Raw genomic sequence first — 23499 nt, forward strand, 5'->3', positions numbered from 1 at the left:
TTACTTTATGCCCAAATAACTTTCATTAAGTTTTTATATTCGTCATTTGCTAATTTATATAGCATTCTCGTATGTTCAAAGACAAGTGCTGGATTAAAGTTTGGTTCTGAGAATGCAAGAGATGCTGAAATATCAATTGCATTTTGCTTGTTTAATGTGAATTTTGCAAAGCGATAAGATGTGTTTAATTCATTAATAACATGTAAAATATCATTTGTTGATGTTGCATCAGGCACGTGAGCAACATTGAAGCAGTATATATCTACCGTAGGATGTTCGTTTTGGAAAGCAGCGATAAGTTGAATTTTTGCGCCAGCTTCTGTCTCTAATCCTACTGAAAAATGAACAGATCCATCATTTTCATCTATATTTTCTTCCATGTATATATCGTTGGATTTTAAGTAGTCTTTAAAATCTGAGATGTTATGTTTTACTGCAGCTTTCATATGTATGAGCCCCCTGATAATTGGAATAGATTGCTACTATTTATTATAATTTAAAAATATTAAAAAAGATAGTTAGAAAGTTCTGATTTTTGATTCTGAAGAAATAAAAAGAAGCAGTACTCTACCTCCATAGAGTACTGCTTCTTTATTATTCATTGTCGTTAGACGATGTTTCTGTATCTTCACTGCTATTTTTGTTCTTATTTTTCACTTCATTGTTACTTGATTCGCGTTCACTTGAATTTTCAGACTTAGATTCTTTTGTCTTTTTCGAATCAGAGTCTGAGTCAGACTTTGTATATGCAGGTAGCCCAAGATGAGTACGAAGTTCATTTGTAACATTAGCTAATTCTTTTTTATCTGGATTGTAGTAGTAAGTTCGACCACCACCAGCAGATTTGCTACATGTATCGTCACCTTTTGCCATATAGCAATCATCACCTTGGATTTGTAATTTCTCAATTTCCGAATCCGATCCATATTTATAGAATGAAAGCATATCATCAAATGTTAAGTTTGTAACGAATTGTCCGTTAATATCATCAATGATGTTGCCAACTTTTGTTACAGAACCAACACTTGTTAGTTTCTTTAAAATAGCCTCGATAACGAGTTGTTGACGTTGTCCACGCATTGCATCGCTATCGATGTGTCTTGTTCTAGCAAGAGCAAGAGCTTCTTCGCCATTTAACTTTTGAACACCTTTTTCTAGATGAATTGCCTCAGCATTATCATTGCTATCTTGCTCAGTAAATTCAACTGGTACATCAACTTCAACACCGCCCAAGTCATCGACGATTTTTATAAATGATTTAAAGTTAAATTTCACAAAATAATCGACAGGAACATTCATTAATTTTTCAACTGCATCAATGCTTGCTTGTGGTCCACCATTTTTTCCGTTTTTAGCAGAACCGAATGCATGAGCGTGTGTAATTTTATCTTTTTTCTTTTCTATTGGGATATAAGTATATGTGTCACGTGGGATACTTAATAGTTTAACAGTTTTGCTATCTTTATTAAATGTTGCAAGTAAAAGCGCATCTGTTCTTATAGCTTCACCATATTCTTTTCCTCGGACATCGCTTTCATCAACACCCATTATTAAAACAGAGACGTTATTTGTAATAGGTTTTACAGCTTTATCTCGTAAATCAGATTTATCACCGCGTGCTAAATCGTGTGCGGCATTTCGAACAGCAGAAGATGCTTTATTTACTAAAAACCAAGTATAACCGCCGCCTATTAATAAAACGAATAGTATAGCGCTTATAATAATTTTTATTTTTTTCTTATTTTTTTTCGGTTTACTGCGTGTATTTTCTTGCAAAGATGGGTTTTGCTCCATTTCTTGTACTCCTTCATTTGGATTGAAATACGACACTCATATCCACTTATTATAATGAAATTTAGCGAAAAAAAACATTACAAATCATTTACATTTCGTAAAAATTCAATTTATTTATAAAAAGTCAGATTTTCTATATATTATTTTGTAGATGTAGAATAAGTATAAGGGCTATTAGTAGAAATGAAAATATATATTATGAGAAAGCGATAGGGAAGTAAGATTTGTTGAAATATATCCAAGAAGAAATGAGTAAGCTTACCTATTTCTTCTATATAATAAAGAAGAATTTGACGGATAAAGGAGAGAGCATAATGAATCATACATCATTCCGAGCAATCGTTGTGAACGAAACGGAAAATCATCAGTTTGTAAGAAAAGTTGTTGAGAGAGAAGTAAGTAGTTTACCTGAGGGAGACGTATTCATACAAGTTCATTATTCTTCATTAAATTATAAAGATGCCCTTTCAGCTACTGGTAATAAAGGGGTTACGAGAACATATCCTCATACGCCGGGAATTGATGCTGCAGGAGAAGTTTTGAGTAGTGAAGATAACTCTTTTAAGGTAGGAGATCAAGTTATTGTAACGGGATATGACTTAGGGATGAATACTTCTGGTGGTTTCGGAGAATATATTCGCGTGCCATCATCTTGGGTCGTGCCTTTACCAGAAGGATTGTCATTAAAGGAAAGTATGATGTATGGGACAGCAGGTTTTACTGCGGCTTTGTCGGTATATAAGCTTATTGGAGCAGGAATCAAGCCTAGTATGGGAGATGTTTTAGTAACGGGTGCTACAGGCGGCGTAGGGAGTGTAGCTGTTAGTATATTAAGTAAGTTAGGGTTTAACGTAGTAGGAGCGACAGGGAAAATGGAAGAGGAACAGATGCTACTACGTCTAGGAGCGAAAAAAGTGATTCATCGCGCGGAATTGAATGATGAATCAGGAAGACCGATGTTAAAAGGGATATACGCCGGAGTTATCGATACTGTAGGTGGACATATGTTAGAAACAGCTTTAAAAACAGTAAAGTATGGTGGTTGTGTAACGACATGCGGTAATGTGGCAGGCCAGGAACTACAAACCACGGTATATCCGTTTATTTTACGAGGTATAAGCCTTTTAGGGGTAGATTCCGTGCAATGTCCAGTGGATGTGAGAAGAGATGTGTGGACGCTTTTAGCGAATGAATGGGGAAATAAAGAGTTACTATCTTATACAGAAGAATGTACATTAGAAGAATTAGAGAAGAAGTTTACACTTATATTGCAAGGAAAGTTAAAAGGAAGAACAGTTGTTAAAATATAATGAAAAAAGAGACGCTTAAGTTAGCGTCTCTTTCTTATTATAATGATTGTTTTAAATTGATTTTTCCTTGTTCGCCTAAAACACCGTCAGCGATATTTACAGCGTGATCGCCAATGCGCTCTAAGTTACTTACCATATCGACGAAGATGATACTTGCATCACCTGAACAGCTGCGTTCGTTTAGACGTAATACGTGACGTTTACGAAGAACACGTTCCATTTGGTCGATTTTGCGTTCTTTTGCAATAACAGTTTGAGCTAGTTCAGTATCGAAGTTTGTTAAAGCTTCAACTGAGTCTTGCAGTGTTGAAATCGTTAATTCTAGCATTTCGTTTAATTCAGTTAATGCTTCGTCTGATAGTGAAACACGGTTTGAAATTTGGAAATCTACAAGTTCTACAAGGTTTTCTACATGATCACCGACACGTTCAATATCTCCAACAACACCTGCTAAAACAGAATGTTTTTCAGAATCCGTAGGTGAAAGTGGCTTTTCTGATAGTAAAACTAAATACTCGGTAATTTTTTTATCTAAATTGTTAATAGCTCCTTCTAATTGAGTAGCCATGTTTGCGTGTTTTTTGTCTTGTGTATTTAAAAATTGATTTGCTTCTTTTAATCCATGTAATGAAAACTCAGCCATACGGATAATCTCTTTTTGAGCTTCAGTTAAAGCGATGGCTGGAGATTGTTCAATAAAGATTGGATTTAAATGTTGTGGTTTGAAGTCAATCGCTGCATCTTCACCACGAATAATTTTTGTTACGATCCATGCTAACACTGCAATGAACGGGAATTGAATAATTGTATTTGTTACGTTAAATGTTCCGTGTGCAAATGCAATAGTCATTTCTGGATTCAAGTTTAATGATGTTTGGAAATATTGAATTAAACTTGTAAATGGTACTAATAAAATTGTAAAGATAATTGTACCGATAATATTAAAGATAACGTGAACTAATGCTGCACGTCTTGCTGCAATTGAAGTACCGATCGCTGCTAATACAGCTGTAATTGTTGTACCGATGTTATCACCGAATAATACAGGAAGAGCTGCTTGTAAATCGATTGCACCTTGACCGAATAGTTCTTGTAAAATACCGATTGTTGCGCTTGAACTTTGTACAATTAAAGTAAAGACTGTACCGACAACAATTCCTAAAATTGGATTATCACTCATGCTCACTGTTAATTCTTGGAATGATTCTAAAGAACGAAGAGGTTTCATACCTGCGCTCATTAATTCTAAACCGAAGAATAACATACCAAAACCGAATACAACTTGACCTACAGAATGTACTTTTTTATTTTTAAAGAAGAATAGTAGGATTGCTCCAACTGCCATAACTGGGAGAGCATATTCTCCGATTTTAATTCCGATAATAAATGCAGTAACTGTCGTACCGATGTTTGCACCCATAATAACACCGATTGCTTGTCTTAATGTCATAAATCCGGCACTTACAAGTCCGACTGTTAAAGCGGTTGTTCCTGAACTGGATTGGATTAATACAGTAACTAACATACCTGCTAGTACACCCATAAGTGGGTTTGTTGTAAAACGATCTAGAATATCGCGAAGACGATCTCCAGCTGCTTGTTGCAGTCCATCGCCCATGTATTTAATCCCGAATAAGAAAATACCTAATCCACCAATGAACTGGAAGATCATATCTTGAACATTATATTCCACGCATTCCACTCCTTAAATTTCATGTACGATGTAATTATTAACTGAACCTTGAGTCACTGTAAACGGTTTGCTAGTAAAATTTACACTAAATTTACAAAGGGAAGAAAAGTTTACAATCGCTTAAAGAAACAGCTGTATTTTATTGGTTTTCATCTTGTATAAATCTTAATTTTGTAAAGAAATCACACTTTTTAGAATAATGTTGTTCAGTTGAATATCAAGGAAAGCGTCTGCGAGTTCATCGTATATTTTTTGATGAAAGTTAAAAAAATATGTAGGAAAATGCATGTAGTTTTATAACAGCAAAACGAGGGAAAACAATTTTTTAATACGATAAAAAAGCTACTGATTTATCCAGCAGCTTTTTCCGTGTTTTTATCGCTATGCTTTTGTTTTCTTATGCTTGTAATGTAAATGAAGAGAAAAGCAATAAGTAATAGAGAGGAGTAACGATATACAGTTGCATAGTTTGTAAAATGAGCAATAAATCCAAATATAATCGCTCCAGCGCCGATTCCAAGGTCAAATGCGGAGAAGAATGTAGCCGTTGCTACGCCGCGTCGATGCGGTGCTACGCGGTCAATCATCCATGCTTGTAGTGCAGGTTGGATCGCTCCAAAACCACTTCCGTAACATGCTGCAGCAATAATTAAGCTCGGAATTGTCGTCGTATACGACAATAAAATAATACCTGTAAACGTTATAATAACTCCCGGAATGATGACGAATGTATGGCCTTTTGCATCATATAGCTTTCCAGAGAATGGACGAGTTACAGCGATTGCTAGTGCGTTACATAAAAAGAAGAGGCTAATATCAGCTATGCCGACTTCTGTAGCAAATAGTGTGATAAAACTTCCGATTCCTCCGTACATTAATGTAATACATAATATTAATAATGAAGGAAGTAAAGCTTTACGCTCAATAAATCCATCGAGAAAAGTACTAGATGATTGTTGTGGAGGCTGTTTCGTTTTTTGGATTTGAAGTAGTTTCGTTAATATTAATGAAACAATTGTGCACGATAATGCACATAAAAAAAGAATTGTGAAGTTATATGTTTGCATAAGCCATAGTCCGATAAGTGGACCGAGGGCCATTGCAATTGTTCCAGAAAGACCAAAATATCCCATGCCTTCTCCGCGGCGAGCTGAGGGAATTAAATCAGAAACGACAGTCCCATATGTAGTCGTTGTAATACCGAAACCAGCTCCGTGTAAAATACGAACAGCAAGCAAGAGAAAGATTGTTGAGGCGAAAAGGTAACTGCCCATAGCGAGTAAACAAATAGCAGTACCGATCATTAAGATGATTTTTTTATTAAATTTTTGCAAGGCGTTCCCAGTTAGCGGTCTAACAAAAAGTGCCGCAACGGTAAACATGCCGACAACCAATCCGATATTGGAACTTGTGCCACCAATTTCTTTCACATAAACAGGTAAGGTTGGAATTAACATTTGAAACCCTAAAAACATACATAAGTTTGCAAAAATTAAAGCAACAAACTCTTTTGTCCATAACGGTTCTCGTTTTACGAGTATTGCTTCTCCCATATATTCATCCCCTATATAAAATTTTCTCTTTTCTTTCGAGTATATGTATTGGCCAATGCAACAGTCAAGGAAGGTGTCTTGAAAACGGATAACAATTTTTAAGGTGAAAAACTGACAAATTTGTGTAAAGGCTACACAACTATGAAAAAAAGATGTAAAGTATAGATGTATATACTTGTAGGTGTTAAGAATGATAGAAATTGTTTTTTCTTTAAAGAAAGCGGATTCAAAGGAGTAGTGAACAAGAAGGGGATATATACTTTTTCACTACATATATTTGAAAAGGTTTACAATATGATGAAGAAAGAGGCGTGTACATATGAGACGATTAGGTATTTCTATTTATCCAGAACATTCAACAGTAGAGAAAGATAAGGAGTATTTAACATTAGCAAGTAAATATGGGTTTACACGTGTGTTCACATGTTTATTATCTGTGGATGGAGAAAAAGAGAAAATTATTGAAGAATTTAAAGAAACGATCTCACATGCGAATGCATTAGGGTTCCAAGTATTAGTTGATATTAGTCCATCTGTTTTTGAACAATTAGGTATTTCGTATAATGATTTATCATTCTTCCATGAATTGGGTGCGTACGGTATTCGTTTAGATGTTGGTTTCTCAGGATTAGAAGAATCAATTATGACTTATAATCCGTATGGTTTGAAAATTGAGATTAATATGAGCAATGGTACGAAGTATGTAGATAACATTATGAGTCATAGACCAAATCGTGAAAATTTAATTGGTTGTCATAATTTTTATCCGCATCGTTATTCAGGTTTATCATACGATCATTTCATTAAATGCTCGAAACAATTTAAAGATTACGGTATGAGAACGGCTGCTTTTATTTCATCATTTGATGCAACATACGGACCTTGGCCAGTAACAGAAGGGTTATGTACATTAGAGCAGCATCGTGAATTACCGATGACAACACAGGCGAAGCATTTATTTGCGACGGAATTAATTGATGATGTTATTATTGCAAACGCATATGCGTCAGAAGAAGAATTACAAGCACTAGGTGCATTAAATAAAGAGAAACAAACATTTGATATAGAACTATATGATACAACGACAGAATTAGAAAGAATTATCGTATTAGACGAACCACATTTTTATCGCGGAGATGTATCTGAATATATGATTCGTTCTACACAAAGTCGTGTGAAATATAAAAAAGAAGAGTTTAAACCTCATAATACGCGTGAAATTAAGCGTGGAGATTTATTAATTGATAATGAACAATATGGCCAGTATAAAGGCGAATTACAAATTGCATTAAAAGATATGGTGAATACAGGAAAAACAAATGTAGTTGGTCGAATTATAGAAGAAGAAATTTTCTTATTAGATTATTTACAAGCATGGGATAAATTCGGGTTCACATTAAAGAAATAGAGAGAATATAAAGGGGAAAAACTACTGATTTCAGCAGCTTTTCCCCCTTTATATATAAAGAGCGAGAGGAAGAGCTATGACAAAGGTGCATCAGCGATTAATTTCTATTTTAGAGGAGTTTTTAGAAGAGAAATCGATGTTAAATCGAGCTTTTTTAGCGGGCCGTTTACATGTATCGACGAAGACGATTCAAAAGGATATAAAATTATTAAATGATATATTGGAAGAAAACGGAGCGAAAATCGAATCGCAAAGAGGGACTGGGTACGAATTAGAAATTATACAAACGAAGAAATTTGAAGAATTTTGTGCGAGTCTATTTCAAAAACAGACGGAAAAGATTCCAACTTCTTATGAAGAAAGAATAGCGTACATTCTGCAGCGTGTTTTAACGACAGAGGGATATGTGAAGCTTTCAGAATTAGCGGAAGAGATTTATGTGAGCAAATCAACGGTCAATTTAATTATGAAAGATGTTACAGATATATGTAGTCGCTATAAATTACAAATTGAGAAGAGACCGTATTATGGTATACGTATTGTTGGAGAGGAATTTAATATTCGTTCTTGTTTATCACAATATGGTTTACCGCGTTATGACCATACTCCGTTTCATGAGCAATTTGAGCAGACGGAGACATATTTATCGCTACCTCATATATCACTCATTCGTTCAATTATATTAAAGTATATTGAAGGCGGAACAATATATTTATCTGATATAGAAATTGATAATTTAGTCATTCATATTGCAATCGCATTAAAGCGTTGTCAAAGTCAACATTATATGAAAGAACTGCATACGGAGCAATCAGAACTTATAATAAAGAAAGAATATACAATTGCGAAGCAGATTTTAGGAGATTTAGAGAAAGAGTTGAAATTTTCATTTCCAGAAGAAGAAGTATTATATGTGACGATGCATTTATTAAGTACAGCTGTTACAACGAGAGATCGCTATGAAAATGTAGAAGAGCTATTAGGAAAAGATATATATGCATTTATGCAACATATTCTTTTTAAAGTAGCGGAAGAACGGAATCTTATTTTTTATTATGATGAAGAATTATTATTTGGATTTGGTATTCATTTAAAAACGTTATTAAATCGTTTGAAGTATAAGTTAAATACGAGAAATCCTCTTTTGGCAGAAGTGAAAAAGAATTATCCGTATGCTTTTGAAATTGCGGTTCTTGTTGGAGATATCATTGGTGAATATACGGGTGAATCGATCCCTGAAAGTGAAATTGGTTATATAGCAATTCACTTCGGCGGAGCGATGAGCCGTTTGCAGGAGCAGAATCAAAAGAAAAGATGCTTATTAGTTTGTGCGACTGGTCAAGGAAGTGCACAACTATTAAAATATAAAATTTTATCACAGTTCCGAGATAAATTAGAGATTGTAGGTATTACAGGCTATTATCAATTGAAAGTAGAAGATCTTTATAAAGAAAAAATAGATTGTATTATTAGTACGATTCATATACCGAGTGGCTTGCCTGTTCCAGTTATAAAAGTGAATTCAATATTTGATGATAAAGAGATTAAATCGATTGGTCAGCGGTTGTTTACGCATGTAAATAATAGTGTGCGGCAATATATTAAGGAAGATTTAATCTTTTTAAATCATAGTGCTTCTACGAAAGAGGATGTTATTCAGTTTTTATGTGAGAAAGCTGCTGAGAAACGCTATGTACCAGAAAACTTTTATGCTTCTGTTATGGAAAGAGAAAATACGTCTCCGACAGCTGTTGGGAATTCAGTTGCAATCCCGCATCCGATGCAGTTATTAAGTGAGGAAACTTTTTTGATGTTTTGCACACTTGAAAAAGCTGTTGATTGGGGAGATAAAAAAGTACAAGTAATTATTTTATTTAGTGTAAAGCGCAATAATAATGAAGATTTGCAAAGGCTTTATGATTTTTTATATGATATTATGTCTAGTCAAACTACGATAGAGAAACTTACTCAGACCGAGGTAATTGAAGATTTTCAAGAGATTTTATTATCATTTTGAAAAAGTATATAAAAACTTCCGTTACATAACGGAAGTTTTTTATGTTTAATTGTATGCGTTTTCATAATAAGATAAAAATATAGAAAACATATAGCTTGGGGGAATTTAAAATGGCTGATATGCAAACTCCATTTGCGTTAATTTTACATGGTGGCAATGCGAGAAGCGCGGCACTTGAAGCAATTGCTTTTGCAAGACAAGGAGATTTTGAGAATGCCGGTGAAAAGATGAAACTTGCTAGTGAGGAAATTTCAGCAGCGCATCGTATTCAAACGGATTTAATTCAAGAAGAGGCAAGAGGAAATCATGCAGAAATCAGTTTACTGTTAGTGCACGCACAAGACCATTTAATGAATGCAATTACAGTGAAAGAACTAGCTGAAGAATTTATTACTCTTCATAAACGAGTGGAAGAGAAAGTGACAGTATAAGATGTATATTTTATTATGTTGTGCAGCAGGTATGTCAACGAGTATGGTCGTAAGAAAAATGCAAGAAGAGGCAAAGAAACAGGGGAAGAATTATAAAATTAAGGCGGTTGATTCAGAACTTGTGAAACTTGAAATTAAGGAAGCTGATGTCGTTTTAATTGGTCCACAAGTGAAATATTTATTTCCAGCTGTAGAGTTTCTTGCAAACTCATACAACATACCAGTTGCGATTATAGACCAACGAGATTATGGCATGTGTGATGGTTTGAAAGTGCTTAGGCAAGCAGAACAATTAGTTTTAGCATAATTATATCTTTTTAAATATAAACATTATAATGTTATAAAGTTTATTTCATTCTTTTATAGTAGAGAGAAAGAGGAGGGCTATTGATGAATGGGTTTATGAGTTTTATGGAACAAAAGATTATGCCAACAACGCAAAAAATCGCAGGACAACGACATTTATTAGCAATTCGAAACGGTGTTATTTCTACATTACCGTTAACGATCGTCGGATCATTTTTCGTTATCTTTTTAAATTTACCAATTGATGCATATATGGAATGGATTGCACCGTTTCGCCATATTTTAGATATTCCATTCCGATTTACAGTAGGACTAATGGCATTATACGCAGCGTTTGGTGTAGGGGCTTCGCTCGCGAACTTTTATCAGCTCAATCAGTTAAGTGCAGGGCTATTATCTGTACTCGCCTTTTTACTAGCATCAGTTGAACCAATTCAAATTACGAAAGCTGTACCAGGTGTTATTGATGCAGGGAGATATATTTCAGTAGGAACATTAAGTGCAACGTCTTTATTCGGCGCAATTGTTACAGCATTAATTGCAGTAGAAATTTATCATTTTATGATTAAGCATAATATCTCGATTAAATTACCAGATAGTGTACCACCAGCAGTTTCAAATTCGTTTGCAGCATTAATTCCAACATTAGCAGTTATTCTTTTATTCTGGGGCATTCGCTACGGTTTGAAATTTGATGTGAATACAACGATCACATATTTAATCGCACCATTAAAATCAGTATTAGTAGGAAATAATTTATTCGGTGGTTTATTAACAGTATTCTTAATCGTGTTTTTCTGGTCATTCGGTATACATGGACCAGCGATTTTAGGACCAATTATTCGTCCGATGTGGGATTCAGCAATTCTTGAAAATATGGAAGTATTCACGGCTACAGGAAATGCACATCAGTTACCAAACTTATTTACAGAGCAATTCATTCAATGGTTCGTATGGATTGGCGGATCAGGCTCAACGTTAGCTTTAGTAATTATGTTTATGTTCTCTAAATCTAAGTTCCTAAAAGAGTTAGGTAGATTATCATTCGTACCAGGTTTATTCAATATTAACGAGCCAATTATTTTCGGGGCACCGATTGTAATGAACCCAATTCTAATTATTCCGTTCGTTATTACACCGTTAGTGACAACGACAGTATCATATTTTGCAGTTGTTTCAGGTATGATTCCACTCATGATGGCGAAACTGCCATTTACGATGTTAGCACCAATTGCAGCGGTAATTAGTACGGACTGGACAATTATGGCTGGTGTACTTGTACTTGTTAACTTTGTTATCTCATTCGTTATTTACTATCCATTCTTCAAAATGTATGAGAAACAACAATTAGCAGGAGAGGAGAAAACAGAATGCTCGGAGCAATTATCATCTTAATTACATTCGTGGTCGGACAGTGTATTGCCCATTATTCGAAATGGGTACAAAGTAAATCTTTATTAGTGTTACTACTAGTATCAGTTTTATTTATCGGTTGTTCAATGGGTGCATATGTAATGTTAGGATTGCAATCACCGTACGTAATTATTGTACCGACAATTTTATGTGCAACATGTTTATCTGCAAAATATAGATTTACGAGCATGGCATTAATACAACGTGTGAAGGAGATGCAAAAGCATGGAGCGTAAATTAGGAATTTCACTTTATCCAGAACATTCAACGAAAGAAAAAGATATGGCATATATTTCGGCAGCGGCACGACACGGTTTTTCAAGAATATTTACTTGTTTGTTATCTGTGAATCGTCCGAAAGAAGAAATTGTATCTGAATTTAAAGAGATTATTAATCACGCAAAAGATAATAATATGGAAGTTATTTTAGATGTAGCTCCGGCTGTGTTTGATCAGCTTGATATTAGTTATAGCGATCTATCATTTTTCGCAGAGTTAGGTGCAGACGGTATTCGTTTAGATGTAGGTTTTGACGGATTAACGGAAGCGAAAATGACGAATAATCCGTACGGTTTAAAAATTGAGTTAAATGTAAGTAACGATATTGCGTACTTAGAAAATATTCTTTCGCATCAAGCGAATAAATCAGCTTTAATTGGTTGCCATAATTTTTATCCGCAAAAATTCACTGGTCTTCCGTACGATTATTTCATTCGCTGTAGTGAACGCTTTAAAAAGCATGGTATTCGCAGTGCAGCCTTTATTACATCACATGCCGCAAACATCGGTCCATGGGATATTAACGATGGATTATGTACGTTAGAAGAGCATCGTAATTTACCAATTGAAGTACAAGCGAAGCATTTATGGGCAACAGGGCTAATCGATGATGTCATTATCGGAAATGCTTATGCGAGTGAAGAAGAGTTAGAGAAACTAGGAAACTTAAATCGCTACATGTTACAGCTAAAAGTACAATTTGTAGACGAAGCGACTGAAGTAGAGAAGAGAGCGACACTGCAAGAATTACATGTAAGACGCGGCGACATAACAGAGTATATGGTACGTTCTACAGAAGTACGTAAAAAGTACAAAGACTATGACTTCCCAGTGCGCAAAAGTGTACTACAGGAAAGAGGGCAAGTTGTAATTGGTAACAACTCATTTGGTAAGTATAAAGGTGAACTGCAAATCATCTTGAAAGAAATGCCGATAGATGAACGGAAAAATATCGTCGGTACAATTGCGGAAGAGGAGTTATTCTTACTAGATTATGTAGGAGCTTGGACGCAGTTTACTTGTGTGGAATAGAGAAGAGAAGGAGAGGATGCTGTGGCATCCTCTTTTTTCTATTGATATAGTAGTCTATCGTATATAGAATGCAAAGAGATAGATTTCATTTGGACGGGAGAGAAGGAGATGGAAGAGTATATAGATGATTTATTAAGGCGGATGGATGATGAAGAAGCAGGTATTCGGCAATGTGCGTATGAAGAAGCGATGCAGTTAAATGATTTATCCCTTTTTTCTTGTTTGCAAGAGAAAGTAACGGAAGCACGAAAAGTATATATAAAAATAAACCTTTATTTTTTAATTACACAACTTGCAATAAATACTAGAGAGATGTATATAGCAGATTATTTGATAAATCGGTTAGAAAGTGAAGAAAGCAGGATAGTGTTGGATAGTATGCTTATAGATTTAAGTAAATTATCTGAAGCGAGCAATGCACATAAAATTATTCCTTACATATATCATAAAAATAGTGGAGTTCGTTATTCCGCTGTCATCGCTTTAAAGTTGTGTAAATCGTTGGGAGCAGAAGAGGCTTTATTGAAGTTACTTACAGTGGAGGAGAATCGAGATGATATTGTAAATATATGTGCCACTTTACATGAGATTGGAACAAAGCGATCGATTCTATCTTTAACGAAACTTTTACACTGCGATAGTGCTTATATTCGTTCAGCAGCTATTGAGACTTTAGCAGAAATCGGAAGAACAGACTTACAAATAGTTTATATTGAAGCTTTGCATGATAGAAATGTGATGGTGAAATATGAAGCTGTTCGAGCTATTTATATGTATGGTGACGAAATGGCAATGAGACCAATTTGCGAACGTGTGAATAAAATTGTCGCTAGAAGACGTAAAAATGAAGTAGAGCCTACGGATGAATCAGAGATTATCATTGCTCTTCGTTTCTTACATAAGTTTGTTGATCAGGAAGAAGCTTTAAAGACATTTGATAAAGTGTACAAAAAACGTGGAAACTTGTTTATGTCGGAGAGGAAGTGGCTTCGAGATAATATTACTTACTTTCAAGAGAAAGAAAGAATGTAAGAATCATAAAAAAGAGCCAGCCTCAACGATGAGACTGACTCTTTTTTATAACTAGTTTAATACTTTAACTGTAACTGTTTTACGTCCCCAGCTACTTGATGTGCCTTTATCTGGCATTAAAACGTCGATTTTATTACCTTTAATAGCTCCACCAGTATCACCAGCGATTGCTACTCCGTAACCTTCAACCCATACTTTTGAACCTAATGGAATGACACTTGGATCAACTGCAATTAGTTTCATGTTTGGATTAGCTGTTAAGTTGTGGCCTAAAGCTGATTTTACTTGGTCGCCTGCTTTATAACCATTTTCAAGTGGATCTGCTGTGTAAGCTGTTGCTACAACACGTAACTCACGAGAAGATGATGGTGCACTTGTTTCAGTTTCTTTTGCAGCAGGTTGTTGTGTAGCTGGTTTTTGAGCTTTAGCTGCTTCTTTAGCTTTAGCCGCTTCACGAGCTTCAGCTGCTTCTTGAGCCTTAGCCGCTTGAGCTTCAGCATCTGCTTGAGCTTTAGCCGCTTCTTGAGCCTTAGCCGCTGCTTGAGCTTCAGCATCTGCTTGAGCTTCAGCAGCGGCTTGAGCTTTAGCTGCTTCACGAGCTTTAGCCGCCTCTTGAGCTTTAGCTTCTGCTTGAGCAGAAGCATCTGCCTGAGCTTTAGCTGCTTCTTGAGCCTTAGCTGCTTCACGAGCTTTAGCCGCTTCTTGAGCTTTAACTTCTGCTTGAGCTTCAGCTGCTTCGCGAGCTTTAGTAGCTTCCACTGCTTTAGCTTTTGCTTGAGTTTCAGCTACTTCCTGAGCTTTAACTGCTTCACGAACTTTAGCTGTATCTTGAACTGTAGTTGTTTTTTCAGCTTTAACTACTGGTTGAACTTTAACTGGTGCTTTACCTGTTAAGTAAGGAACATGAACATAAGCTGTTTTTCCGTTATATTCAAATTGAATCCAATCATTTTGTACTTGGTGTGTTGTTTCGATTACATCATCTTTTTTCAACTTACCAAGAATCTCTGAATCTGTATTTGCACTAGCACGTACGTTTAATACGTTTGCTGTTACGTAGTAAGTGTCTTTTGTATAGTCAGCGCTTATGAAAGCTTCTTTACCGCTATTCAATTGAACTTTTGACCAACCATTTTCTGTATGTAAAACATTTACTTTATATCCATCTAATAATTTTCCTACAACTTTTGATTCAGTAGTTGGGTTTTCTCGTACGTTTAGTACGTCAGTCGTTACGATAGTTTCTGCTTTAGCAGATGTTGTGAAAATCCCAAGACCAAAAACCGCTGCTGTTGCTATACCCATAAATTTTTTCATAATAGCCTCCATTGCATTTGTTTTCGTTGACCTCATTATAGCAACCATTATTTTCTTATTTGCGAAAAACATAAAATTACAAAGCTTTCGTAACGGGGCATTAATATTCTGTAACAATTCCATAAATATCCTGATAGCGCTTCCTTGTTGTTTTTTGGCGTATTAGGGCATATGAAACACAAAATGAGTAGTATTTCAATTACTGTAACATTAATAATGTTACAGTAATATTTCTTGATGATATCTATAGCGTTACAAAAATAGCTTATTTTACTGTTTGAATGGAAATTTAGTTATGAAACGATAATCTTTTTAGGCGTGAAAATATATAAATGAGGTGAAATTTAATAAAATATCGATATAATTGTTACAAAATCAGTCGAAGTATGGAAAAAATTACGCCTTGATTTTCGTCTGTTACATAGTATTTTTGCAATAATAGAATTAGATAATAGCCTTAGTACCTATAAATAATGAAGAGTATTAGAATGGTAGTTGTAACGTGAAACATATATAATAGAAGAAACTCAATTTAGTAGATAAATAAAAAACGCAGGAGTGTAAACTCCTACGTTTTTGTTTATTCATATCGTAAACATTCAATTGGATCCAGTTTGGCAGCTTTGTTAGCTGGTAGTAAACCGAATAGTATACCGATTAACATAGATAGGGCAACGGAGATAAGTCCTAGTTTTAGTGAAACGACAAGTGGCCATCCTGCAAACATTGCGACAATCCATGCGAAGAAGATTCCAAGCATAAATCCGACAAAACCACCTAATGCTGTTAAAATGCAAGCTTCGATTAAGAATTGCATTAATACTTTACCACGTGTTGCACCTAATGCTTTACGAATACCAATTTCGCGTGTACGCTCTGTTACAGATACTAGCATAATGTTCATTACACCAATACCACCTACAAGTAAGGAAATAGCGGCAATACCACCGAATACACTTTTTAATATACCTGTGAAGCTATCAATTTCTTTTAAGAATTCTTGTGGATCTGGTACTTCAAATTTACCTGAATGCTCTGGTTTTTTTGCTTCATTTAATGATTTTACAACTGCTTCTTGAACAGTTTCCTTATCTTGACCAGGAGCAATTTTTACCGTTACAGAATCGTAGTTGTTTTTCCCGAATAGTACAGGCCAGTTTTCTGCTGAAATGACACCTTCTTTAAATGTCATGCCACCCATCATTGCTTTTATTGAATATACGCCAACTACTTTGTATGGTGTACCTTTTATATCTACATATAAGTTTGGTTCCCATGAAGAATATAATTTATCAAAAGCATCTGTATTTAATACAATTGTGTGTTCAGGTCTGTCTAAATCAGCTGCTGTTAAAAATCTGCCGTGCTCAAGTTTGAATTTAGATGTATCTTCAAAATAATCACCTTTTGCACCGGTAATATCAAGATCTAATTCTTTTTTTCCTGCATATACTTTTTCTTTTCCTTTTACATCTGGATAAACTTCTTGCACACCAGAAATTTTGGATATACTTTCATACATGCTTGAGGAAATTTTGCCGTCCATATCTGAGTAATCTTCTGTCTTATAATTTACAGAAAACTGATCTTTTTTTTCATTCCCGATTTGTTCGCGGAACTTTGCGTTTGTTCCATCCCCAATCGAGATAATAGTAATGATGGCACTAACCCCAATAATAATACCTAGCATCGTTAATATAGAACGCATCTTATGAGCAAAGATAGAGGAAAGGGCCATGCGTATATTTTCACTCGTATTCAAAATTAACCTCTCCAATCTTGGACGATATTTCCGTCACGAATTACAATTTGACGTGCTGCAGCTTCCCCGATTTCACGGTCATGGGTAATCATAATGATTGTTGAGCCTTGTTTATTTAATTCGTAAAAGAGGTCCATAATTTGTGTACTTGTTTTCGTATCAAGTGCTCCCGTCGGTTCATCGGCTAAAATGAATTTCGGGTTATTTACGATTGCGCGGGCAACGGCGACACGTTGCTTTTGACCACCGGATAATTCGTTCGGTAAGTGAGTAGCGCGATCAGCTAAACCGACTTTTGTTAAAGCGGCTAATGAGCGCTCGCGTCTTTCTTTTTTATCGACTCCAGCGTAAATAAGAGGTAGTTCTACATTTTGAAGCGCTGTAAGTCTCGGTAATAACATGAAGTTTTGGAATACGAATCCGATCTCTTTATTACGTACGTGTGCAAGTTCTGTTTCAGTCATGTTTGAAATATTTTGACCGGCTAGTTCGTACGTACCTGTCGTCGGTTTATCTAAGCAACCGATAATGTTCATTAGTGTTGATTTACCAGAACCAGAAGGTCCCATAATTGAAGTGAATTCTCCTTGGTTCAGTGTTACGTCAATTCCGTGTAATATTTGAACGGACTCTGCACCATTTTGGAAGGATTTCGTGATGCCTTTTAAGTTAATCACTGGGCGACAACCTCCATACCATCTTTTAAGTCTTTTTCAGGTTTAGAGATAATTTCCTCTCCTTTTTTCACTCCAGAAACTTTTGCTTCGCTATCAGTCTCGAATTCAACAGTAACTGCTTGTTCTTTCGCCTTACCGTCTTTTACAACGAAGACAACATTTTTGTCACCTTTTTTCACGATACTGCTTTTCGGAACAATTGTACCAGTTGCTTCGCCAGATTTACTTGTTACGTAAACGTGGAAGCCGTTTTGTAATTCGTCACTATTATCTAATGTGACAGTGAATTGATAGTTAGAAACAGTTTTATTTTCATCCATGCTCTTTAATGGTGTAGAACCGATTTCTGTTACTTTTCCTGTCCAAGTCTTACCAGCGACAGTTTTTGATGAAACAGTTACTTCTTGCCCAACTTTCATACTAGCAAGCTCATATTCAGAAATTTGACCTTTTACTTTAAATTGACCAGCGTGACGAAGAGTAATTCCGCTCATACCTGTTTTTTCGTCAGCAGTTTTTACGATATCATCAATTACGCCATCAGCAGGACTTGTTACAGAAAGATTGTTTACTTTCTCTTTTGCTGCTTTAATCATTTCATCAGCTTTTTCAACTTCAAACTTTTTCATTTCAATTTGTGATTCTAATTGCCCAACTTCGGCTTCTGATGCTTTTAATGCTTCAGCAGGAAGGCCTGCATTTTTATCTTTTTGTAATTTTTGTTTCGCTACATCAATTTGTTTTTGGAGCAACGTTACTTCTTTTTGTGCGATTTTCTTTTGCATTTCTGCTTCTGTTACACCTTGTTTCGCAGTCGGATCATTGTATTTAAATAGAAGCTGACCTTTTTTCACTTCATCGCCTTTTTTCACAGCTAATTCATATGTTCCTTTTGTTGGATCGAATGAAATAGTTTCAATTCCATTTGGAATAACTTCGCCACCAAATTTTTGCGCGTTTTGGATTTGTTTTTCGGTTACTTTATATCCGCTATATGCCATTGCTACATCTGAACCGCCACCAGCAAATGCAAAGTATGATCCAGCTGCAATTCCGATTGCTACTACACTAGTAATTAACACTTTATTTTTCTTCTTCATCTATTTATCACCTTTTCGTTCGTTTTAGTATCTACATTAAGTATAGAAGAGGTAAAGAATCTGACAAATCGTTTTAGCTTACAATAACCTTACAGTTTTGTAAGGTATGAATATGTAAATGTAAGGTAGAGGTTGTCCTAGTGTAAGCAAATGAATTGACTCGTCGTTTCTTTCTTACAATAATATTGTATGGAGGAAAGGAGGAAGGAAGATGGAAGCTTATTTTAGCGCACACCCATTAAAACCATTTATTCCATACACAAGGCAACATGCCCTTATATTATTTATTATGTTGGTGGGGATATTTTTTCTGTATCAATACCAAGATGTATTACGTCAAAGTGAGTGGAATATAACGGTTCGATATGCAATTGCATTTTTATTTATAGGTAGTGAAATTGGGCTTCATATGTGGGAGTGGAAAGCGGGGATTTTTGAGCTAGCTACTTCATTACCGTTTGAATTATGTACGATTAGTTTATTATTAGCGTCGATTATGATCGTAACGAAAAGTTACCGCATATATGAGATTGTATTTTTCACGGGAATTATTGGTGCATCACAAGCTATTTTAACGCCAAACTTGCAGTATGCTTTTCCGCATTTTCGTTTCATTGAATATTTTATCGCGCATATATTGCTCATTTGGGCACCACTCTTTATGACTTGGGTGGAAGGCTATAGACCGACCTTGCAATCTATTAAGCGTACGATGATATTTTTAAACATATTGATTCCGCTTGTTTCGTTTGTGAATTATAAAACAGGCGGTAATTATATGTTTTTAGCTCATAAGCCAGAAACAGCTTCATTACTCGATATGTTAGGACCGCATCCTTACTATATTATTTCATTAGAACTCGCAGCGCTTATTGGGTGTTTTATTTTGTATATGCCGTTTGCAAAAAGAGAAAGGCATGCGCATAAAGAATCACTAGGATCATAACCTAGTGATTTTTTATGGTTGAATATTTACAATTCAGAAAATTAAGAATAAAATTAGAGAGTAAAATATAAAGAGAGAGAAGGGAAAACGTGGTCAAAAAAGTTTTTCTGAATGGGATGGAAGTGACAATTCAATTTATTATTTCGATTTTGGGGATTATTATGTTAGGGGCTCTGCCGAAATTGTTTTATGGATTTAAGCTGGATGTATCAAAGTACATACAGAGTTTAAAAGAAGTGTTTGTGAACTTAATGGATATTTCCAATTTGCAATATGTGAAAGGTAAATTTTTATTTCCGCAGCTGTTCGTCCATTATAAAGAAACGATTATTATTTTTTTAGCTGCTTTTTTTATTTCATTATTTGTAGCATTTTGTATTGTTTATGTAATTATGAGTAGTTCACCGCGTATACAACATCGAATTAAATCATTTCTTATCTTCCTAGAATCTATTCCAGATATCCTTCTTATTTTAGTATCACAAATTTTAGTTATATGGTTTTTTAAACAAACAGGTTTTTTACCTTTTCAAATTGCTTCAATTGGAGGCGAGTCAATTAGAGGATTGCCGATACTTTGTTTGAGCATCCCGACTACGATTATGTTTGTAAAAATGGTCGTGCTTCGTTTTGAAAATGAACTAGAAAAAGATTATGTACTATTTGCTAAGGCGAAAGGGCTGGGGCGCTTTCATATTTTAAATCGTCATATTTTACGAAATGTGTTGCTTAGTACATTATTCTTTGCGAAAACGAATATCTTTTTTATGTTATCTAATTTATATATTATAGAATGGATTTTTAATACGGGTGGTATTTTTATGTTTTTGAAATCTTATTTTGGTATTAAAGTTGAGGTTTTCATCGTTAGTGTGCTTCTTATATATATTCCGATTTTTATTTTATTTAAATTGTTTCATTATCTCATTCCGGCTGCGATGAAGGAGAGATTATAATATGTGGACGTATATAAAACGTGATAAAAGATTTTGGATAAGCATTGGGTTTCTTCTCCTATTAGTTCTTTTGAGCATCGGAAATACGTTATGGAATGATGGACATATTAGACAAGTTACATTGCAATATGATGCGGATGAAAATCCACAAGTGCCACCGTTTTCACCTTCATTACAATTTTTACTCGGGACAGATCGGAAAGGATACGACCTTTTACATTTAGTTATTGAAGGCGCGAAGTGGACGATTGGTATATCTATTTTAATTGCGGCACTTAGAATGGTAATAGGTGTGTTTTTCGGTGTCGTACTCGGAACGTATATAAAAAGAGGATTTTCAAAAATTGAGGCTTTCTTTGATAGTTTTACAGTTATTCCGACAGTTATGATTGCGTATTTTTTTCTTCAATCTGCAAATGCATTTGGAAGCGGGGAGGAAACAACAACCTTTTTTGAAAGGGCTTCGTTTCAAGTTGTCTTACTTGTAATGCTTGTAATGCCAGTTATTGCACTGTATGTTGCGAAGGAAGTTCGTAAATTGCGAACGGAGGAATTTGTTGATGCCGCACGCATATTAGGTGGATCGAGAAGACATATTGTTATAAAGCATCTTTTCCCGCACCTTTATATGACGTTTATACTTGTATTTTTTCAGCAGTTTACGCAGACTCTTACTATTTTACTGCACTTAGGGTTACTAGAAATATTCTTTGGCGGAACGGTTAAGTTTTTAGGACCGATAGAAGAAATAGAATCTTACACACATGAATGGTCAGGGCTAATTGGAGTCTATTTTAGATCTTTAACAGTGCATCCATGGATTCCTCTCGTCCCAATTACATTTTTCGGGCTTACCATTTTTTCAGGAAATATGATTGTAAAAAGTCTAGAAGAGGCGATGTTGAAAGTTCGATTAGGGGGAGAGATAAAGAAGGAAGTTGTAGAAGAGGAACAATCTGCTGTACAGTCAAAGGAAGAGTTGTTTACGTTTAAACATACGATGTGAAGAGAAAAAGAAGCAAGCATGGATTTCATGCTTGCTTCTTTTTACTTTGCAGAAACTTCACCTTCAGCTTCTGTTTGCGGAATAAAGTATCCAATTATACCACCGATTATTGCTGGAATGATCCAGCCAATTCCTAAGTTATAAAAAGGAATCGTGTGTACAATATTAGCGATAAAACCTGGTATCATTCCCACATTATCAAGTGCATGAATACAGCTAATAATAAATGCTGCGATCATTGCTCCAATGTAGACAGAAGGTTTACGTTTCGTATATTTATCGATAAATGATACGAAAACTAAAATGATCGTAATTGGGTACAAAATAATTAATACAGGTAGTGTGATTTTAATTAATAAGCTTAATCCTAAGTTTGAAATAACGAAACTAAAGATACAAACGTATAGCACAAGCTTTTTGTATGAAACATTTGTTAGCACTGTTGTGAAGTAATTTGCAAATGCACTTACAACACCAATTGCCGTCGTTAAACAAGCGAAGATAATGGCGATACTTAATAAAATATTACCGCTTGTCCCAAAGAATTGATACATAACAGTAGCTAATAGTTGACCACCGTTTTCGAATTGCCCTAAGTTCCCGTTTGAAGCTCCGATATAACCGAGTAAGAAGTAAACAATTGTTAAGAATAGAGCAGCGATGCTTCCGCAAATGATTGTATATTTTGCGATAGATTTCTTCTCTTGTATACCGTTTTGACGAATTGCATTTACAACAATTGTTGATAGTACGAGAGCGCCAATTGCATCTAACGTTAAAAATCCTTCAAGAAATCCTTTGAAAAACGGGATGTCTTTATAGTCACCGATAGGCTCTGCAAACGTTCCTGGTGAAAGAATCGCTTTTGTTGCCATAATTGCAATAATTACAAGTAAAATTGGCGTTAATATTTTACCGATATGATCTACTAGCTTGGATGGATTTAATGATAAGAAGTAAACGACTGTAAAGAAAATCGCACTAAAAACTAACATAGAATACCATTGATCTGGGAAAAGTGGTGCAATCCCAATTTCATAAGATACAGATCCAGTTCGTGGAATAACAAATAGTGGGCCGATTGAAAGATAAATAATGATAGCGAATACTGCTGCGAATTTTGGATGAACACGGCTCGCTAAAGTGTTAAAACTACCACCAGCAAGGGCAACAGCAACGATAGCAAGTAAAGATAAACCGACGTCTGTAATAATAAACCCTGTAATGGAAACCCACATATTTTCTCCGGAAGAAAGACCGAGAAGGGGCGGGAAAATCATATTACCAGCACCGAAGAAAACTGCGAATAGTAATAAACTAATCGAAAGTATTTGCGCTGGTTTTAAAGTTGTACGCATATAAAGAAAATCCTCCTAATGAGTGTTTTTGTCGAAAATTCAAATAATTTGTCGAGTAACTGTTATTATTTTAAAGGTCTGATGACTAGAAAGCAATAGGGAATTTTGA

General features: G+C 35.1%; 21 protein-coding genes. 12 read left to right on the forward strand and 9 right to left on the reverse strand.

The genetic code is table 11. From position 1 onward, the window contains the following. Positions 1 to 5 precede the first annotated feature (5 nt). Complete coding sequence (locus tag AC3EMB_RS04220; RefSeq protein ID WP_000642361.1) at positions 6 to 446, reverse strand: hypothetical protein; 441 nt, start codon at positions 444 to 446, stop codon at positions 6 to 8. 148 nt (positions 447 to 594) lie between these two features. Continuing rightward, a complete protein-coding gene (locus AC3EMB_RS04225) occupies positions 595 to 1794 on the reverse strand; it encodes an LCP family protein (RefSeq protein WP_000437406.1) in 1200 nt (399 codons plus the stop codon). 314 nt (positions 1795 to 2108) lie between these two features. On the opposite strand from AC3EMB_RS04225, the gene AC3EMB_RS04230 reads away from it, so the two are divergent. Then, on the forward strand, positions 2109 to 3104 hold the full coding sequence (locus AC3EMB_RS04230) for a YhdH/YhfP family quinone oxidoreductase (protein WP_488517491.1): 996 nt from the start codon (positions 2109 to 2111) through the stop codon (positions 3102 to 3104). Positions 3105 to 3141: 37 nt separating this feature from the next. Here the strand turns inward: AC3EMB_RS04230 and AC3EMB_RS04235 are convergent, their stop codons facing one another. Both AC3EMB_RS04235 and AC3EMB_RS04240 read right to left on the reverse strand, forming a co-directional pair. Further along, positions 3142 to 4797, reverse strand: a complete 1656-nt coding sequence (locus AC3EMB_RS04235; protein WP_050842626.1) for a Na/Pi cotransporter family protein — start codon at positions 4795 to 4797, stop codon at positions 3142 to 3144. A gap of 350 nt (positions 4798 to 5147) precedes the next feature. Beyond that, a complete protein-coding gene (locus AC3EMB_RS04240; protein ID WP_000503255.1) occupies positions 5148 to 6350 on the reverse strand; it encodes an MFS transporter in 1203 nt (400 codons plus the stop codon). Positions 6351 to 6669: 319 nt separating this feature from the next. Between AC3EMB_RS04240 and AC3EMB_RS04245 the strand changes: the two genes are divergently transcribed. From AC3EMB_RS04245 to AC3EMB_RS04280, 8 genes are all read left to right on the forward strand, one after another. Beyond that, positions 6670 to 7758, forward strand: coding sequence for a DUF871 domain-containing protein (locus AC3EMB_RS04245; RefSeq protein WP_001253350.1), 1089 nt, complete (start codon positions 6670 to 6672; stop codon positions 7756 to 7758). 76 nt (positions 7759 to 7834) lie between these two features. Then, positions 7835 to 9775, forward strand: a complete 1941-nt coding sequence (locus tag AC3EMB_RS04250; RefSeq protein WP_488517492.1) for a BglG family transcription antiterminator — start codon at positions 7835 to 7837, stop codon at positions 9773 to 9775. Positions 9776 to 9885: 110 nt separating this feature from the next. Continuing rightward, positions 9886 to 10206, forward strand: a complete 321-nt coding sequence (locus AC3EMB_RS04255) for a PTS lactose/cellobiose transporter subunit IIA (RefSeq protein WP_000774623.1) — start codon at positions 9886 to 9888, stop codon at positions 10204 to 10206. Position 10207: 1 nt separating this feature from the next. Next, positions 10208 to 10513, forward strand: a complete 306-nt coding sequence (locus AC3EMB_RS04260) for a PTS sugar transporter subunit IIB (RefSeq protein ID WP_000275645.1) — start codon at positions 10208 to 10210, stop codon at positions 10511 to 10513. An 83-nt stretch (positions 10514 to 10596) separates the two neighbouring features. Next, positions 10597 to 11907: a PTS sugar transporter subunit IIC gene (locus tag AC3EMB_RS04265; RefSeq protein ID WP_001013053.1), complete on the forward strand. Its 1311-nt coding sequence runs from the start codon at positions 10597 to 10599 to the stop codon at positions 11905 to 11907. Further along, a complete protein-coding gene (locus tag AC3EMB_RS04270) occupies positions 11883 to 12161 on the forward strand; it encodes a hypothetical protein (RefSeq protein WP_000900048.1) in 279 nt (92 codons plus the stop codon). Before AC3EMB_RS04265 ends, AC3EMB_RS04270 begins: the two co-directional genes overlap by 25 nt. Beyond that, positions 12151 to 13236, forward strand: coding sequence for a DUF871 domain-containing protein (locus AC3EMB_RS04275; RefSeq protein WP_488517493.1), 1086 nt, complete (start codon positions 12151 to 12153; stop codon positions 13234 to 13236). The genes AC3EMB_RS04270 and AC3EMB_RS04275 overlap by 11 nt, the downstream gene beginning before the upstream one ends. A 108-nt stretch (positions 13237 to 13344) precedes the next feature. Further along, complete coding sequence (locus AC3EMB_RS04280; protein ID WP_488517494.1) at positions 13345 to 14268, forward strand: HEAT repeat domain-containing protein; 924 nt, start codon at positions 13345 to 13347, stop codon at positions 14266 to 14268. Between the two features lie 51 nt (positions 14269 to 14319). Here AC3EMB_RS04280 and entC read toward each other — a convergent pair whose 3' ends face one another. From entC to AC3EMB_RS04300, 4 genes are all read right to left on the reverse strand, one after another. After that, complete coding sequence (entC, locus tag AC3EMB_RS04285; protein ID WP_488517495.1) at positions 14320 to 15708, reverse strand: cell wall-binding protein EntC; 1389 nt, start codon at positions 15706 to 15708, stop codon at positions 14320 to 14322. Positions 15709 to 16165: 457 nt separating this feature from the next. Beyond that, positions 16166 to 17323, reverse strand: a complete 1158-nt coding sequence (locus tag AC3EMB_RS04290; protein WP_002197439.1) for an ABC transporter permease — start codon at positions 17321 to 17323, stop codon at positions 16166 to 16168. 26 nt (positions 17324 to 17349) lie between these two features. Next, on the reverse strand, positions 17350 to 18024 hold the full coding sequence (locus AC3EMB_RS04295; RefSeq protein ID WP_000609104.1) for an ABC transporter ATP-binding protein: 675 nt from the start codon (positions 18022 to 18024) through the stop codon (positions 17350 to 17352). Continuing rightward, complete coding sequence (locus tag AC3EMB_RS04300) at positions 18021 to 19124, reverse strand: efflux RND transporter periplasmic adaptor subunit (RefSeq protein WP_000728807.1); 1104 nt, start codon at positions 19122 to 19124, stop codon at positions 18021 to 18023. The genes AC3EMB_RS04295 and AC3EMB_RS04300 overlap by 4 nt, the downstream gene beginning before the upstream one ends. Positions 19125 to 19335: 211 nt before the next feature. Here AC3EMB_RS04300 and AC3EMB_RS04305 point away from each other — a divergent pair, with 211 nt between their 5' ends. The 3 genes from AC3EMB_RS04305 (at position 19336) to AC3EMB_RS04315 (ending at position 22032) form a co-directional block, all read left to right on the forward strand. Then, complete coding sequence (locus AC3EMB_RS04305) at positions 19336 to 20070, forward strand: YwaF family protein (protein ID WP_000388712.1); 735 nt, start codon at positions 19336 to 19338, stop codon at positions 20068 to 20070. Positions 20071 to 20159: 89 nt separating this feature from the next. Continuing rightward, complete coding sequence (locus tag AC3EMB_RS04310) at positions 20160 to 21026, forward strand: ABC transporter permease subunit (RefSeq protein ID WP_142947103.1); 867 nt, start codon at positions 20160 to 20162, stop codon at positions 21024 to 21026. Position 21027: 1 nt separating this feature from the next. Then, positions 21028 to 22032, forward strand: coding sequence for an ABC transporter permease (locus AC3EMB_RS04315; RefSeq protein WP_000269976.1), 1005 nt, complete (start codon positions 21028 to 21030; stop codon positions 22030 to 22032). A 41-nt stretch (positions 22033 to 22073) separates the two neighbouring features. Here AC3EMB_RS04315 and brnQ2 read toward each other — a convergent pair whose 3' ends face one another. Continuing rightward, on the reverse strand, positions 22074 to 23390 hold the full coding sequence (gene brnQ2, locus AC3EMB_RS04320; RefSeq protein WP_098126289.1) for a branched-chain amino acid transport system II carrier protein BrnQ2: 1317 nt from the start codon (positions 23388 to 23390) through the stop codon (positions 22074 to 22076). Positions 23391 to 23499 lie beyond the last annotated feature (109 nt).

The organism is Bacillus sp. LQ16, from assembly GCF_057784645.1.